Source organism: Shewanella morhuae (assembly GCF_900156405.1).
Lineage (GTDB): Bacteria > Pseudomonadota > Gammaproteobacteria > Enterobacterales > Shewanellaceae > Shewanella > Shewanella morhuae.
The window spans coordinates 20973-36270 of sequence record NZ_FTNN01000012.1 but is presented as its reverse complement, the minus strand read 5'-3'; the positions used below and the strand labels follow the sequence as shown (position 1 = coordinate 36270).

At 43.5% G+C, this 15298-nt stretch carries 13 protein-coding genes and 3 tRNA genes; 8 read left to right on the top strand and 8 right to left on the bottom strand.

Annotated elements, in window-relative coordinates:
* The first annotated feature begins 1 nt into the window (after window position 1).
* The 4 genes from BW947_RS13835 (at window position 2) to uvrB (ending at window position 5695) form a co-directional block, all read left to right on the top strand.
* Window positions 2-1852, top strand: coding sequence for a hypothetical protein (locus BW947_RS13835; protein ID WP_244153258.1), 1851 nt, complete (start codon window positions 2-4; stop codon window positions 1850-1852).
* Complete coding sequence (locus BW947_RS13830; protein WP_076500504.1) at window positions 1849-2070, top strand: hypothetical protein; 222 nt, start codon at window positions 1849-1851, stop codon at window positions 2068-2070. The genes BW947_RS13835 and BW947_RS13830 overlap by 4 nt, the downstream gene beginning before the upstream one ends.
* 145 nt (window positions 2071-2215) lie before the next feature.
* Window positions 2216-2977 (top strand): DNA adenine methylase, encoded by a 762-nt coding sequence (locus BW947_RS13825; RefSeq protein ID WP_076500502.1) that lies wholly within the window; start codon window positions 2216-2218, stop codon window positions 2975-2977.
* Window positions 2978-3688: 711 nt separating this feature from the next.
* Window positions 3689-5695 (top strand): excinuclease ABC subunit UvrB, encoded by a 2007-nt coding sequence (gene uvrB, locus BW947_RS13820; protein ID WP_076500500.1) that lies wholly within the window; start codon window positions 3689-3691, stop codon window positions 5693-5695.
* A gap of 336 nt (window positions 5696-6031) precedes the next feature.
* Here the strand turns inward: uvrB and rrtA are convergent, their stop codons facing one another.
* Entirely contained in the window at window positions 6032-6628 is a 597-nt protein-coding gene (rrtA, locus tag BW947_RS13815; RefSeq protein ID WP_076500498.1) for a rhombosortase, read from the bottom strand.
* Window positions 6625-7347 (bottom strand): 7-cyano-7-deazaguanine synthase QueC, encoded by a 723-nt coding sequence (queC, locus tag BW947_RS13810; protein WP_076500664.1) that lies wholly within the window; start codon window positions 7345-7347, stop codon window positions 6625-6627. Before queC ends, rrtA begins: the two co-directional genes overlap by 4 nt.
* 171 nt (window positions 7348-7518) lie before the next feature.
* Between queC and queE the strand changes: the two genes are divergently transcribed.
* On the top strand, window positions 7519-8187 hold the full coding sequence (queE, locus tag BW947_RS13805; protein ID WP_076500496.1) for a 7-carboxy-7-deazaguanine synthase QueE: 669 nt from the start codon (window positions 7519-7521) through the stop codon (window positions 8185-8187).
* A gap of 138 nt (window positions 8188-8325) precedes the next feature.
* On the opposite strand, the gene BW947_RS13800 is transcribed toward queE, so the two are convergent.
* From BW947_RS13800 to BW947_RS13785, 4 genes are all read right to left on the bottom strand, one after another.
* The gene (locus BW947_RS13800; protein ID WP_076500494.1) at window positions 8326-9468 is read right to left on the bottom strand and encodes a PLP-dependent cysteine synthase family protein; all 1143 of its coding nucleotides are present in this window, start codon (window positions 9466-9468) and stop codon (window positions 8326-8328) included.
* A gap of 275 nt (window positions 9469-9743) precedes the next feature.
* Window positions 9744-9828 (bottom strand) — tRNA-Tyr (locus tag BW947_RS13795).
* Between the two features lie 148 nt (window positions 9829-9976).
* Window positions 9977-10061 (bottom strand) — tRNA-Tyr (locus BW947_RS13790).
* A gap of 66 nt (window positions 10062-10127) precedes the next feature.
* Window positions 10128-10212 (bottom strand) — tRNA-Tyr (locus BW947_RS13785).
* Window positions 10213-10335: 123 nt separating this feature from the next.
* Here BW947_RS13785 and BW947_RS13780 point away from each other — a divergent pair.
* From BW947_RS13780 to BW947_RS13770, 3 genes are all read left to right on the top strand, one after another.
* On the top strand, window positions 10336-10824 hold the full coding sequence (locus BW947_RS13780) for a VC2046/SO_2500 family protein (RefSeq protein WP_076500492.1): 489 nt from the start codon (window positions 10336-10338) through the stop codon (window positions 10822-10824).
* A gap of 206 nt (window positions 10825-11030) precedes the next feature.
* On the top strand, window positions 11031-11318 hold the full coding sequence (locus BW947_RS13775) for a DUF406 family protein (protein WP_076500489.1): 288 nt from the start codon (window positions 11031-11033) through the stop codon (window positions 11316-11318).
* A gap of 244 nt (window positions 11319-11562) precedes the next feature.
* Entirely contained in the window at window positions 11563-13746 is a 2184-nt protein-coding gene (locus tag BW947_RS13770; protein WP_076500487.1) for a sensor domain-containing phosphodiesterase, read from the top strand.
* A gap of 195 nt (window positions 13747-13941) precedes the next feature.
* On the opposite strand, the gene BW947_RS13765 is transcribed toward BW947_RS13770, so the two are convergent.
* Both BW947_RS13765 and BW947_RS13760 read right to left on the bottom strand, forming a co-directional pair.
* Complete coding sequence (locus BW947_RS13765; RefSeq protein ID WP_076500485.1) at window positions 13942-14472, bottom strand: YchJ family protein; 531 nt, start codon at window positions 14470-14472, stop codon at window positions 13942-13944.
* Between the two features lie 69 nt (window positions 14473-14541).
* Window positions 14542-15117 (bottom strand): DUF4440 domain-containing protein, encoded by a 576-nt coding sequence (locus BW947_RS13760; RefSeq protein ID WP_076500483.1) that lies wholly within the window; start codon window positions 15115-15117, stop codon window positions 14542-14544.
* Window positions 15118-15298 lie beyond the last annotated feature (181 nt).

The window sequence follows — 15298 nt, the reverse complement described above, 5'->3', positions numbered from 1 at the left end:
TATGAAATTTGACAAGCTTTGGCGTGCCAGAGTTTCACCCATTAAGTTGCAATTTGTTGATGACTTAGCTGGCATAGTTATAAGGTTTGATGAAAATTGGAACAACCGTAAGTCACCTATTACCTTACGCTTTGGTGGTGAAACCGAGCCTGAAATACCAGAAATACCAATTAAGGCTGGCAGTATCGGTATGGCTTGCGGAATAGTTTTTCATCAAGGTCAAAGTATTGAACAGCAAATCACTATTAGTAATCGCAGTCAATCACATGCCGCTAATGCCGTTTTTGTATGGGATGGCATTAGCTTAAAGCAGCAAATTACAATGTTATGGAATACGCCGCCATTAGCTAGGGAAGTTTTTGCCTTCGGGTGGCAATGGAATGCGTTGGTACCTTTTCTGCTCAATATGAATTGGTTGGTACCTCAGTCCCATAGCCATCAAGCCACGAGCAATTGGATTGTGCCAGACCTGCAGCAGAAAATGCTTGAAATGCCGTGGTCACAAGCGGCCGCCAAGAGCCAGCAAATTACCGTTAAACTGCATATCGGCGAGCAACTAGCGACTGAGATAGCGCTTAGTTATACCAACATTCAAAGCCAAGGTGATAACAAGACTGTGGCATGGGCTCCCCATGCGGCGCGTTGGGTATGTTCCAGTAAATACGTACCGCCAGTAGGTAAGGTCACGCTGCGTTTCAGTAAGCCTTGGATTAACTCAACCAGCCCAACACAGCTTAGATTTACGGCCTCACCGAACGTGTGCTACTGGGATGATGGCGGCGGCCTGATAGGCACTAATCCACCATTACCTACCATTGATTTTAAGATCCCTATCGAACCGCAAATCAGAAGGAGTTACCTCATGCAGCCTCAAATCAGTTGTGTTCGTGTGAGTGACGGCGTTGCTGTGGTGCTCAAATCAGTATCCATTTCTCAGTCCCGTTCGCAATGGGCTAGTAGCGGAAGCTTAGCGTTTTCATCCCGTATTGATGCCGAGCGTGCCGCTAATAAATTACTGAAAATAAGCATTAACGGCTATGACTTTTACCTGCTTTGTGAGTCTCCCAGCGAATCTAAAGCATTCGGCAAAACCAGTTATAGCGCGACAGGTCGAGGTCGCTTAGCCACACTCGCCAGCCCGAACAGAAAGGCCATCAACTATGTGAACGTGGTAGCCCGCAGCTTTATTGGCTTAATGGCCGATATTGTGGCCAATACTGGGTGGACTGTCGCCAGTAAAATTAGTGACTACCCTGTACCTGCAAACGCCTTTAGTTATGCCGCTAAAACTCCCGCTGAAGCCATTAACATGATGGCCAACAGCATTGGGGCCATGCTCGATGTGAATGATGAAACTCAGACTATAACGGTGATCCCTCAGTGGCCAGTCGTGCCTTGGAATACCACAAGCGCAATTCCCGATGTGATTTTGCACGATGGAGTGATCCTCGAATTTAACGAGCGTATCGACATTCGTCCCGATGCTAATGCGGTGTTTGTGCGTGGTGAGCAACAAGGCGTGGCGGCGAAAGTGAAACGTTTCGGGACCGCTGGTGACAACTTTGCTGGTGATATAGTGGATAAGTTAATCACTGATAATCAAGCCGCAAGAATGCGCGCAACGGCCGAATTAGCCAACGCAGGTAATAAGGTGCAAAACAGCATTCGCGCTAAGGTAATGGCGGATTTACCTCCCATGCGCCCAGGCATGTTAATTGGGGTTCGTAAAGGTGTCGAGGTGTTTAAATCTGTGTGTGAAAGCTTCAGCATAAGTGGCAGCGTTAATGAGTCAACGGGGATGGTTACTGTGAATCAGACCGTGACGCTATTGCGTAATGAGGTGGCAGCATGAGCAACATCTATCAACGCTTAGCGAACTTAAATCCTAAGCCCCAGCGCAGTGTTGCCACTGTGATTAACGTGACGAATGGCACCACGACAGTACAGCACGCCGATGGCAGTTATCAGACCGTTTTGGGTGACTCCGTTGCCAGCGGGAAAGTGTATATCGTCGATGGTCAGATCCAAGGCCAAGCCGCCGACCTGACGTATGTTGAATTAGAGATTTGATAAAAGAGAGCGGTCTAGCAATGCTACCAACACTGCTAGACCGTCAACACACAGGATAACACCCTGTGAGCCAACCAAGGCTCCCTCACCGCGTCGACACGGCGAACCGAGCCTAGCATAAAAAATCCTAAAAAAGGAGGCTCACATGCCAAAACCGATTATCCCTTGGATGGGCGGTAAGCGTAGATTAGTTAAGCAGATTTTACCGATATTCCCTGAACACCATACCTATGTCGAACCCTTCTGCGGCGGTGCTGCAATGTTCTTTAGCAAGGATGAGGCGAGGGTGGAAGTGGTCAATGATATGAATGGTGATCTCGTTAATCTTTATCGAGTGATTAAACATCATTTAGAAGAGTTTATAAGGCACTTTAAATGGGCTTTAATTAGCCGTGAAGAGTTTTTATGGCAGAAGAATACTAACCCTGAAACTCTAACCGATATTCAGCGAGCGAGTCGCTTCTACTATCTTCAAAAGCTGGCGTTTGGCGGGAAAGTATCAGGTCAGAATTTTGGGTGTTCAGCGTCTCGACCAGCTGGTTTGAACTTGTTAAGGATTGAGGAAGATCTCAGCGTTGCTCACCTACGCTTGGCAAGAACCTATATCGAGCGGTTGGACTGGGCAGAGTGCGTAAGACGATACGATAAGCCAGAAACCTTGTTCTATTTAGACCCACCTTACTGGAGTACCGCAGGTTATGGTGTAGATTTTGGACTAGAGCAATATACCTTGATGGCCGAGCTCGCGAAGACAATCAAAGGCAAGATGGTGATCAGTGTGAATGACATACCAGAGATGCGCGAGGCATTCGCTGGACTACAAATGAAGACGCTTGGAATACGTTACACTGTAGGAGGCTCAAAACGCTCTGGAGAGCAGCAAGAACTGCTCATTTGGAACTGGTAGACCAACGTATTAACTAAGTAGAAAAGACTCAATAGCCCTCGATTTAGGGGGCTTATTGAGAAGTTTATCAAATTAAGTGAACCCATATTTATCAGACTAAGTGAACCAACGAGTAATTGATTAATCACTAATTTTCAATTTAGGTGAACTTGTTTATCAAATCTCGTGGCGCGCTACAGTAAGCACGTTTATCAAATGTAATTAAATTACCAAATGTCGAGCGGTAGTTATTGATAAGCATGACAGCCCTCAACCCCGCGTGGTTTATGGGTTATTTCGAGTTATCAACAAAATCTGTGGATAACCCTGTGGGTTGTCTTGATTAACAGGCGGCAAACCCTTGTGGGATGGGCTGTGGGCTTAAAATACACTATTTTTGGGTTTGAAATAAAAAGTGTTTTATTTCAAGTGAATAGTAAAAGCAAGTGCTTTTAATTAAGGGTATAAATTAGGTTGCAGTTTTGTAATCAAACAAAATATGTTTCTTGTGTATTAAATTGGTAGTTTTGCTCAGTTTATGGGTGTTTTATGGGCTAAATCAGTATAAATTTCCTTCGACACAAACTTTCAGTTTTTTGCTGTCATATCATTTTCCAGTATTGTGATGCGTCTTTAATCGTTAAGAATCTATGCTCATCCAGTCATATAATGACTGGAGCTTAGTGAGTGACTTGATTAGAATAGGGCGACTTATTAAAAGGATATGCGCGCGTGTCAGAATCTGTTTTTCAGCTTGAATCGGAATTCGCCCCCGCAGGCGACCAACCTACCGCTATAGCCAAATTAGTCGACGGCCTCGAGGCGGGTTTGGCTTGCCAAACGTTACTCGGCGTAACAGGCTCAGGTAAAACCTTCACGATTGCCAATGTGATCCAACAGTTAGGCCGCCCCACGATTATCATGGCGCCCAATAAAACCTTGGCAGCGCAGCTCTATGGCGAGATGAAAGAGTTTTTCCCCCATAATGCGGTCGAGTATTTTGTCTCTTACTACGATTACTATCAGCCAGAAGCCTATGTACCTGCATCAAATACCTTTATTGAAAAAGATGCTTCGGTGAATGCCCACATAGAACAAATGCGTCTATCGGCGACTAAAGCTCTGTTAGAGCGTAAAGATGTGGTGCTGATTGCCTCTGTGTCGGCTATTTATGGCTTGGGCGATCCCGACTCCTATTTGAAAATGTTGCTGCATCTTCGCCAAGGCGATGTGATGGGCCAACGTGATATTTTAATCCGTCTCAGTGAATTGCAATATAAACGTAATGATATTGAGTTGCAGCGCGGTACTTATCAAGTACGCGGTGAAGTGATTGATATTTTCCCTGCCGATTCTGAGCGTAATGCGATTCGTATTGAGCTATTTGACGATGAGATTGAGCGCTTAAGTGAATTTGATCCGTTAACTGGCCATATTATTAAGCGTATTGCTCGCACTACGGTTTATCCTAAAACTCATTATGTGACACCGCGGGAAAAAATCATCGCTGCCACTGAGTTTATTAAAGAAGAATTACGTGAGCGTAAGCAGTATCTGCTTGATAATAATAAGCTGATTGAAGCGCAGCGCATTCATGAACGAGTGCAATACGATGTCGAAATGATGGTGGAGTTGGGTTACTGCTCCGGCATTGAAAACTACTCACGTTATTTATCTGGCCGTGCTCCGGGCGAAGGGCCACCAACCTTACTCGATTATTTACCCGCTGATGGTTTGCTTATTATCGATGAATCCCATGTGACTGTGCCGCAAATTGGCGCCATGTATAAAGGTGACCGTTCACGTAAAACCACGCTTGTGGAATACGGTTTCAGGTTGCCGTCAGCATTAGACAATCGTCCGCTTAAGTTCGAAGAGTTCGAGCAATTGATGCCGCAAACTATTTATGTGTCGGCGACCCCTAGTGTCTATGAGCTTGAAAAGAGTCAAGGCGAGATAGCGGAGCAAGTGGTACGGCCAACGGGTTTACTCGATCCAGAACTAGAAGTACGCCCGGTTGGAACACAAGTTGATGATTTATTATCTGAAATTGCCAAGCGAGTTGCCGTCAATGAGCGGGTGTTAGTAACAACATTGACCAAGCGTATGTCGGAAGATTTAACCGAATACTTAGATGAGCATGGCGTTAAAGTGCGTTATTTGCATTCAGATATCGACACCGTTGAGCGGGTTGAAATTATCCGTGATTTACGGCTTGGCAAGTTTGATGTACTGGTCGGTATTAACTTATTGCGTGAAGGCTTAGACATGCCTGAAGTCTCTCTGGTGTGTATTTTGGATGCCGATAAAGAGGGATTTTTACGCTCAGAACGCTCGCTTATTCAAACCATTGGCCGCGCGGCACGTAATGTCAACGGTAAAGCAATTCTCTATGCCGATCGCATCACTAATTCAATGGAAAAAGCGATTGGTGAAACGAATCGACGTCGAGAACGTCAGCGCGCGCATAATCTAAAGCTCGGCATCACGCCTAAAGGCGTGGTTAAACGCATCACCGATGTGATGGACGTGGACGATGGCCGCAACAGTAAGGCGGTTTATGGCAAAGTGGCTGAGTCTACATCCCAATACCACAAAGCCGATGCGACAGAATTGAGCCATCAAATCGATGTGCTCGAAAAGAAAATGCACGATCACGCGCGCAATTTAGAGTTTGAACAAGCGGCGGCGATGCGTGATGAAGTAAAACATCTACGGGATCTGTTGATTAGAGCGTAGATTTATTTTTATGTTAATTATTGAACCTGAACTCGGGATAATGAGTGTCGGGAAATCTACATTTAACAAACTAAATCAATGCTATAGATGATTAGTTTGAAACGAAAAATCTATTTTCTGACTGAGTCCGCAGTTTTTTGCGCATATCAAGGCGCTCTGTCGTACACCATAGCGAGCTATGGTTAAGCAGGGCAACGCAGAGAGGCCAGAAAAGAAGCCTATTCAGCGGCTCTGCTTATCCCAAACTCAGGTTATTTAAGACGTTGGTCACTAAAAAAGCCGTCTAGCATCCAATGCTACGACGGCTTTTTAATATCAGTTATCGGTTGAATAGGATTAGGCCGCGACTTTTGAACGATTAAGTTTAACTGTAATAAACGCCGCTAAAGCGCAAATCAGTCCACAGACTAAGCCGACTAAATGTGCTTCGGTTGCCACGCGCGCGCCTATCATGGCGGTGACGTCACTGCTTGCGCCATAAAGCTGTTCGTAGCCGACTTTAATAATAACGCCAATTAATAGCACATAGCCAGAACGCAGCTTGCGCACAATATCTTGCACAGCGCCATAGACGAACAAACCATGCAACATACCGCTTAAGCCAACGTAACCAAGCAATTGCGGATAACCCACATACAAGCCTATGCCTTCAAACAAACAGAGAATAAAAAATAACGTACTAAATCCTTTGAGATGATAATGAAAGTGGTGCAAAAACAGCACTACCCATAATCCTGCTAGATTCATCAACAGATGCCATTGATTCGTGTGCAGCAAATTACCACTGACTAAGCGCCACCATTCACCGTCATTAATCGCGCTGCGACTATAGGCAAGTACATTGTCGATAGTAGGGCTTATTAAACCCGCAAGGTATAAGCCAGCGCAAATCAGACTTATTACCAGTGCGAGCCAATAGGGATTGCGTGTCATGCCTTAGACTCATAAGCGTTAAGCTCAGCCATCACTGCGGTTTTATTTTGCAGATAGTCCTCTAATCCACGTTTACGCAGATGACAAGCAGGGCAATCACCACAACCATCGCCAATGATGCCGTTATAGCAAGTGAGCGTCTGATGACGCACTAAATCAAGTTGCTGATATTTATCTGCCATTGCCCAAGTTTGCGCCTTATTGAGCCACATTAATGGCGTGATGATCTTCAGTTGTTTATCCATACCTTGAACTAAGGCAGATTCCATCGCTTTAACAAAATCGTTGCGACAATCTGGGTAACCAGAAAAATCTGTTTCACACACACCGGTGATTATTGCCTCAGCGCCTAATTGGTAGGCATAAATACCCGCAAGCGTTAAAAACAGAATATTACGCCCGGGTACAAAAGTATTCGGCAGCCCATTGTCCATTAACTCGTGTGAAACGGGTATCGCATCACGGGTGAGGGCCGAAATCGCCAACTCATTCAACACGGTAACATCCATGACTTTGTGACTGGTGATTTTCAAATGTTCCGCTAAGGATTTAGCGACTTCAATTTCTTCGCGGTGACGTTGGCCATAGTCAAAGGTGATGCCGTATACTTCATCGTACTGGGTTAGGGCTTGAATAAGGCAGGTTGTCGAATCTTGCCCGCCACTGAAGACTACCACTGCTTTTGACATTAACTTTTTTGACTCAGAATTTATTGACATAAAGAATTTCACTTGACCGTAGAACACGCATAAATAGACCGTTAGTGTAACTGAGGCCATAGAGCTTGCCCACTCTGTGAGTTAACTCGAAATAGATTTATTAGGCGTAAAAACTTGCAGCACAAGTTAAAATCCACTATAAATGCCGCCCCATAAAAGTGGAACGCCCGCATGAATTATCCTGTCAACGAAGTATTTGAAACCATTCAAGGTGAAGGTGTCTTTACCGGAGTGCCCGCTATATTTGTTCGCTTACAAGGTTGTCCCGTGGGATGTGCTTGGTGCGATACTAAACAGACATGGGATGTACTTGAAGCCAATAAAGTTGAACCAGCGCAAGTCATTACCGTAGATGGCACTATTGGTCGCTGGGCTGAACATACCGCCCAAAGCCTGATTGTCGCTTTTAATGCCAAGGGTTTTACTGCGCGCCATGTCGTGATCACTGGCGGCGAGCCTTGCATGTACGATTTACGTGATTTAACCCAAACCCTCCATAGCCAAGGTTTTGCTACTCAAATTGAAACCAGTGGCACTTTCGAGGTGTTATGCGCCGATGACAGTTGGGTAACTGTGTCACCCAAGGTGAATATGAAGGGCGGTTATCAGGTGTTAGCGCAGGCATTGAACCGTGCCAATGAGATTAAGCATCCTATTGCCACTGAGAATCATATTGCTGAACTGGATAATTTACTGCAAGACATCGATATTTCAGCTAAAACGATTTGTCTGCAACCGATAAGCCAAAAGCCCAGAGCGACCGAACTGGCGATGAAGGTGTGTATTGCCCGTAATTGGCGTTTATCAATTCAAACTCATAAATATTTGAACATTGATTAATGCCAATAGGTTAATGCCAATAGGTTAATGTATCAGTCATAAAAAATGCCTCACTCATCGTGGGGCATTTTTATGGCTGATATTTAGCGATGAACTTTTAGTCCAATTACGCTAAGGCAGGGCGCAAATCGTACACATTTAACCAAGCTCACTTAACTGGCCTAAATGATTAAATGCTGCGAGTTGACGCTCGTAAGGCGCAATATCACCGATATTAGCTGCAATCCAATCGGTATCGTAGTAGGTATCAAGGTAACGCTCACCCGAGTCACAAATCAAGGTCACGATTGAGCCTTGCTCTCCACACGCTTGCATTTGCACGGCAAGTTGTAAGGCACCATAGAGGTTGGTTCCAGTCGATGCACCTGTTTTGCGGCCAATCAGCTGTGCTAACCAGTGGATGGTTGCTACTGACGCTGCGTCGGGAATTTGCAGCATAGTATCGACCACTCCTGGAATAAACGATGGCTCGACCCTTGGCCTGCCAATACCCTCAATTTTACTACCATTACAACACGTCAAACTGGCATCACCGTGATGATAAAAATCAAAGAATACTGAGTTTTGTGGATCGACCACGCACAGCTGCGTCGCCAAGCGTTGATAGCGAATATAACGACCTATGGTCGCCGATGTGCCGCCCGTGCCAGGGCTCATCACAATCCAACGTGGGATAGTGTGAGGCTCACGCTCCATTTGATTAAAAATGGAATTGGCTATGTTGTTATTACCGCGCCAGTCGGTTGCACGCTCGGCGTAGGTGAATTGATCCATATAATGACCGCCTAGCTCTGCGGCAAGCCGCGCTGATTCGGCGTAAATTTCACTTGAACTGTCGACAAAGTGACACTGGCCACCATAAAAAGTTATCTGTTCTATCTTCTTTTTAGCGGTACTTTTTGGCATTACCGCAATAAAGGGCAATCCGAGTAAACGGGCAAAATAGGCTTCAGAGATTGCCGTGCTACCCGATGAGGATTCAATAATCGGTGTGCCTTGCTTAATCCAGCCGTTGCACAGGGCATAAAGAAAGAGAGAGCGGGCGAGACGGTGTTTTAAACTGCCAGTAGGATGCGTACTTTCATCTTTGAGATAAATATCAATACCATCGAGCATCGGTAATTCAAGCTTGATAAGGTGAGTATCGGCGCTGCGCTGAAAATCAGCTTCAATTTTACCTATTGCATGAGCTTCCCATGAGGAGCATAAAACATGCGCCCTGCTTAGATCCATTGGTGGTTGCATCGTGTTGTTCATTATTGTTATATCGAAAGGAATCATATTTAGAGCATATCACAGCCACTGGCAAAGCGGCTTTATTGGATGAGTGAAGGCTTAGGTGAATAAAAAATGAGGTTAATGTTGGGTTTAGACGAATGAAACTTAATTGTGGGCTAAATGTGGTTAACAATAAATAGCATCAAAGCGGTGGGGCAGCAGAAGTGTCACTGATAGATTAAAAATGAAATTATAAGCGAGATGTACAACAAAATAGGCAATTTATCACGAGGATATACAGCATGATACACGGTGCTTAGCAGATGTAGCGAAAGAAATGGTGGAGGGAGAAGGATTCGAACCTTCGAAGGCTGAGCCGTCAGATTTACAGTCTGATCCCTTTGGCCGCTCGGGAACCCCTCCACAAACTTTCTTTTAACCTGCTTACAACTGACTTATCTAAACAGCAAACATTAGATGAAGCTGCTTATATCAGTAAATTTATCAGCGTTATTCTAAACATCGGCCTAGTTTAGAATATTTAACATGATTATCTGCGTTAGAGATAAAATGGTGAAGGGAGAAGGATTCGAACCTTCGAAGGCTGAGCCGTCAGATTTACAGTCTGATCCCTTTGGCCGCTCGGGAACCCCTCCACGAATATCTTTAACGCTTTGTAAAACTCTGCATCATCTTCAAATAACAACATCATACAGCGCAAATGGTGGAGGGAGAAGGATTCGAACCTTCGAAGGCTGAGCCGTCAGATTTACAGTCTGATCCCTTTGGCCGCTCGGGAACCCCTCCTCAATTGCGGCGCCATAGTAGTCAGAAACCTTTTATATGTAAATAGCCAATGTAAAATTTTCCTAAAGTTATGTGCCAAATGGTCGATTAATTAACAACGAATTGTTTTGACGATGTTTTTTTATGCAAATTGATGTTCCTTTAGTCAACGAAGCCCAAATTGGCACCCGCTTAAATGCGGCGATAGAAAACGACCGACGGGGCGAATTCGCCCTGTTATTGTCGTTATTGTCGGTTGATGCGCGGGACATGGCACAATTCCAATGGCAAAACGATCTCAATATGGCGCAAAAATTACAGCGTCAATTTGAATTGCCACCGCAGCAAGCCCTAATGGCGGATTTATCCTCTGTCGAACCTGTGGTTGATAACAGCAGTATTTTTATAGCAGAGGGCCCGCGGGCGTTTCAATTACAGCAAGCATTACGTCCAGAAGCTTTAGTTATCCGTGGCGGAGAGTCTGTGGCAATGGCAGAAGCACTGAGTAATTGCGACCATGTCACCCAGCTAAGGCAACGGGGTCAATTGATTTCGCCTAAAGTCGATATCATGCATTTTGTTGATCAATTGGCGATACAACGTAATTTGGCTCCTCTACTGGCTTCTGCATAATGTTTGAGTTGAACGCGATAACGTTAACTTAGGCGCGAACCTAAGGACTTATTTTTTATTCTGTTTAATTTCAGTAAATAAGCGTGAGCTAAAGCAAACTATCACAGTAGTAAATTGCCTATAATTAGCACCCAACTGAGTTAAAAAATTAACGAACATATTTCAGTTATGTCGTTATTGAGTCGCTATATCGATAAGGAATAAAAATGAAAGGCATAATAGAAGCGCAGAATCCCGCAGTGAATGATACTTGTACCGATTGTGGCAGTTTTGTTGATATCGGTGCTGTGATTGATGAGCATGATACGTTATTAACCTTAAATTTCACGGGTGATAGCGCACTAGCGGATGCTAATGAGATGGCTGCCCGTGCCCAAGCACGTTTTGCAGAAGTACAAACTGAATGTGTGACTAAGACAACTGACGTAGATCTACTACTGACTTTTAGCGTTAGCGCTGAGAAAATGATTTTTCAATTAGAGAATGGTTTGTAATAAAATTATTTAATTTTTAGTATGTTACGCAGTATTTTTTAATACGGCTAAATACAGATATTTATTTAAAAATACTGCAGTTGTAAATTTTTTAGTATTAAATTCTACCGTATATTGCTGAACTTATTATGGATGGTGTAATCTGCCCCAAATTAGAATCATTCTCACAGTCATTTTTAAATTTCAGATCAATTTGCCACGGCAAAGATCTTTAGCCCAACACGAAGTTTTGTAGGGATCCAGCGTGAAGCGACGTCAGCATCAGCACTTATTGGAGTCTTTAATACATTCGACTGCGAAGCAGCAAGGCGATTTTACTAAGACGGCAGAGTTAACCACGGAATTGTTATGTCAAAATGTAACGCTTTCTTTGGCATCAGTGTGGATGTTTTCACCGGATCAACAAACTCAGTCACTTGAAGCGCAATTTGGTTCTATGATGTTGCAAGATATTCATCGACCTAAACGACTACAAAGTTGTCCTCGCTATTTGCATGAGCTGCAAACCCATCGTCATATTGATGCTGGTAATACTGTTACTGACTCGCGTTTAAGCGAATTGGCCAGTGGTTATTTTATTCCTAGGCAAATTCACTCTAGTCTTGAGGTAGGCATTCGAATAAACGGTCATCTTGAGGGTGTGCTCTGTTTAGAGCGATCGCACGTCACGCCCCATTGGCACGACAGCGAAATTCATCTTGCTTGTCAGATGGCCGACCAATTAGCACTGACATTAGCCATAAAGCACTGCTATGAGAAAGAAGAAAGTTTGAGTTTATTCCGCTGTGCAGCGGAGCAATCAAAACAAATCAGTATGTTAATTAATTTACATACTGAAAAAGTTGAATATGTTAATCAAGCTCACGGTGATATTACGGGTATTCCCCGTGAACACATTATTGGTGCTAACCTTCGCGAGTTATCCTTTTTCAAGCAGCATGGAAAATTAGCCGAACAGACGCTAGCACAGATTTTTAAGGGTGAAATAGTCAAAGGTGAAGTGCAATTTCACCGTGACGATGGCAGTCATTATTGGATCCAATATGTGTTAAGCCAGTTTATTACTGAGCGGGGTAATCACTATGCTTTGGTGTCTAGTGTCGAAAATACCAGCGAGCACAACTATCGCTCTGAACTCGAACGACTCGCGTGGCGCTGTGGATTAACCGGTCTGCATAACCGCACACATTTTAATCGAGTGCTTGAGCGAACAACACGAGGAGTGTTGTTATTAGTTGATCTGGTGGGTTTTAAACGTTTTAACGACACCTATGGTCATGGCAATGGCGACAGTTTATTGATTGAAATAGCACGCCGTTTGAGACAGTTTTCCGAGTTTACCAAAACTACCGAAATTGCCCGTGTGGGTAGCGATGAATTTGCCGTGCTGCTCACCGATGCGAATGATGTGTACGATACAGACTATTTTAGTCATCGTCTGTATCAGCATTTATCTATGCCTATTTTGATTGGACGAGAGCAAGTAGAGCCTAAGCCTGCACTCGCTGTCGTTAATATTGCTTCAGTAGTGAATATGTTTTCACCGCTAACCTGTGCAGATATTGCCGTGCAGTATGCTAAAAAGAAAAAAGGCACAGCAATACAAGTGTTTAATAGTACTTTGTTGAGTGCATTTAAAGAAGATGCACAAATAGAACGCGATTTGCACGGTGCACTGCGTGGCCGACAGTTTGAATTGTACTATCAACCTTTAAGGGATTTAGAGCAAAATACTTATATTGGCGCCGAAGCGCTGATCCGTTGGCATCACCCCCAAAAAGGTGTGTTATTTCCCGCATCATTTATCAATATTGCTGAACAATCGGGGATGATTAATGCTATCGGCAGTTGGGTGTTAGAAGCGGCATGTCGGCAATTAAATCTGTGGCAACATCATAATACCGATATGACCATGCATGTTAACGTATCTGCTCGTCAGTTCTTTAGTGGTAATTTATTCGAACAAGTGTGGCAACTATTAATCCGTTATCGATTAAAGCCTAAGACATTGATTTTAGAAATTACTGAAACAGAGTTAATGGGGGATGTTCGTCATGCAACGCTGTTATGCCAAGAACTGGCAGAACTAGGAGTTGGGTTAGCTATCGACGATTTTGGCACTGGCTATAGTTCTATGCGTTATTTAAAACAGTTTCCAATTAGTAAACTTAAAATAGATCGTTCATTTATTTCAGATTTAACCGTTAGCCGTGAAAGCCGCGAAATTGTCTCAGCCATTATTGCGATGGCGAATGCATTAAATATTTCATTGACGGCAGAAGGGGTTGAAACGGTTGAACAAGAAGCGTTTTTAGCAAAAAACTGTTGTCATCAAGCGCAGGGGTATTTGTACAGTCCTGCATTGCGGGAATCTGAATTTGCACAGTTTTTATTGTTGGCGAACAAATCTGTTTTAATAGAAAATTAGGATAGATTTTAACATTATTTAACGCTTACTCATGATAATGCAGATACCACAAAGGCTGCTTATTGCTACTGCTTTCACTTATACGCTAAGTCCACGCCTAAACATTAGCTACGCAGACACTATTTATAATGTGGCTGATGCTAGTCGCTAGTGCAGTCGTTACTTCTCATCTAACAGGTATTATCTGACATCCAATCACAAGAGTGATTTCAAACAGCATTGTTTAAATTTTTTGCCACTATGGCAAACACAGGGATCATTTCTACCCGGTAATTTAGCCGTCATCTGCTGACCTTGGCTGTAATACCAACGGCCAGCTTGGTAGATAAATTCTGAGCGTTCATAAATCGCATCTATTTCACCTTTGAGCTTATACCAAGCCTTAAAAGTCACCGTGTCCTGCGTTTGCTGAGCGATTGACGAACTGTCAGCTTGAGTGCCGTGTGCTGCATTTTGATGATGTTCGAGTACCTCTAGCCTAAGCCAATGTGGGTGCGGGCCGATATTGAGACTCGCGAGCGTCAGGCCATTTAAGTAGTTTGGGTGATGTGTCTTTAAAATGTAATCAAAATTTTTCAAGGCAAATGCGCTATAACGCGAGCGCATCAGTTGCAACGGAGTATTGGCAATGATTTGCCCACTATCTACATGTATATGTAGAGGCTCACAGCAATTTTGATAGTCGATATCGCTACCACAAGGGCAAGTGTTTGATGTTTTTTTCATATTGATATGCTACGGATAATATTTAATTTTATTACATTACAATTCGTTTTAGTGTGTTTTTTCTAAATTCTAGGGTAGTTTTTTACCAGAGGGTAAAGGAGGGAACTGACGACCATAATATAAGTTAGGTACAGGTTTCGCATTCAGATAATAACTAGATTCTGCTCGATTACTGGTATCTAAGGTCACTTTCCATTGTGTTGCCGAGACTTTTTCAGTACCAATAGCAAATTTGCCTGCAAATTCACTCACAGGTTCACCCGTTTCTTGTGCAGGATAGAATCTCACTAAGTAATAGCCAGTATCGATAGCCCCATTACCCCATATTTTACGCTTGGTGACACGAAAATCTATGTCAATGCTCGCTTTCTTTTTAAGGATTTTATCAAAAAACTTTTGATAAATCGCTGCAATGCTATCTCGGCCATAATAAATTTCTTTATTCTGACTTTCGGAAAGATAACTTGCTTCATCAGTGTAAATTTCGCGGGTGACTTCAGATGATAATTGATTAAATGCCCGAATAAACATGGGATAATTAGCATTAATCAAGGTATCTACTGAAGCAGTTGTAGAGACCTTAGCTGGATTAGCGAAGCTTGGCTGCGACAATAGGCACATCAGAGCGAGTAGCAAAAATTTCATCAGTTTATTCTAATTCTGGCAATCATGGCGCCACTATAGTGGAGCTTTTCACTGAACTAAAGCTTTGAATGTTTACAAAGTGTGTTCTATATAAAAAATAAGATAGTGCAGTAGTATTAAGGGGCCTATCTAAATTGGACAGTTATTGAACAAGGATTTATTGAGTTTCTTATAGCACTTG

Bases quoted from the DNA above. Each gene is read 5' to 3' on its own strand.
- BW947_RS13835 (WP_244153258.1), top strand. From the start codon at position 2: ATGAAATTTGACAAGCTTTGGCGTGCCAGAGTTTCACCCATTAAGTTG.
- BW947_RS13830 (WP_076500504.1), top strand. From the start codon at position 1,849: ATGAGCAACATCTATCAACGCTTAGCGAACTTAAATCCTAAGCCCCAG.
- BW947_RS13825 (WP_076500502.1), top strand. From the start codon at position 2,216: ATGCCAAAACCGATTATCCCTTGGATGGGCGGTAAGCGTAGATTAGTT.
- rrtA (WP_076500498.1), bottom strand. From the start codon at position 6,628: ATGACACGCAATCCCTATTGGCTCGCACTGGTAATAAGTCTGATTTGC.
- queC (WP_076500664.1), bottom strand. From the start codon at position 7,347: ATGTCAATAAATTCTGAGTCAAAAAAGTTAATGTCAAAAGCAGTGGTA.
- queE (WP_076500496.1), top strand. From the start codon at position 7,519: ATGAATTATCCTGTCAACGAAGTATTTGAAACCATTCAAGGTGAAGGT.
- BW947_RS13800 (WP_076500494.1), bottom strand. From the start codon at position 9,468: ATGATTCCTTTCGATATAACAATAATGAACAACACGATGCAACCACCA.
- BW947_RS13780 (WP_076500492.1), top strand. From the start codon at position 10,336: ATGCAAATTGATGTTCCTTTAGTCAACGAAGCCCAAATTGGCACCCGC.
- BW947_RS13775 (WP_076500489.1), top strand. From the start codon at position 11,031: ATGAAAGGCATAATAGAAGCGCAGAATCCCGCAGTGAATGATACTTGT.
- BW947_RS13765 (WP_076500485.1), bottom strand. From the start codon at position 14,472: ATGAAAAAAACATCAAACACTTGCCCTTGTGGTAGCGATATCGACTAT.
- BW947_RS13760 (WP_076500483.1), bottom strand. From the start codon at position 15,117: ATGAAATTTTTGCTACTCGCTCTGATGTGCCTATTGTCGCAGCCAAGC.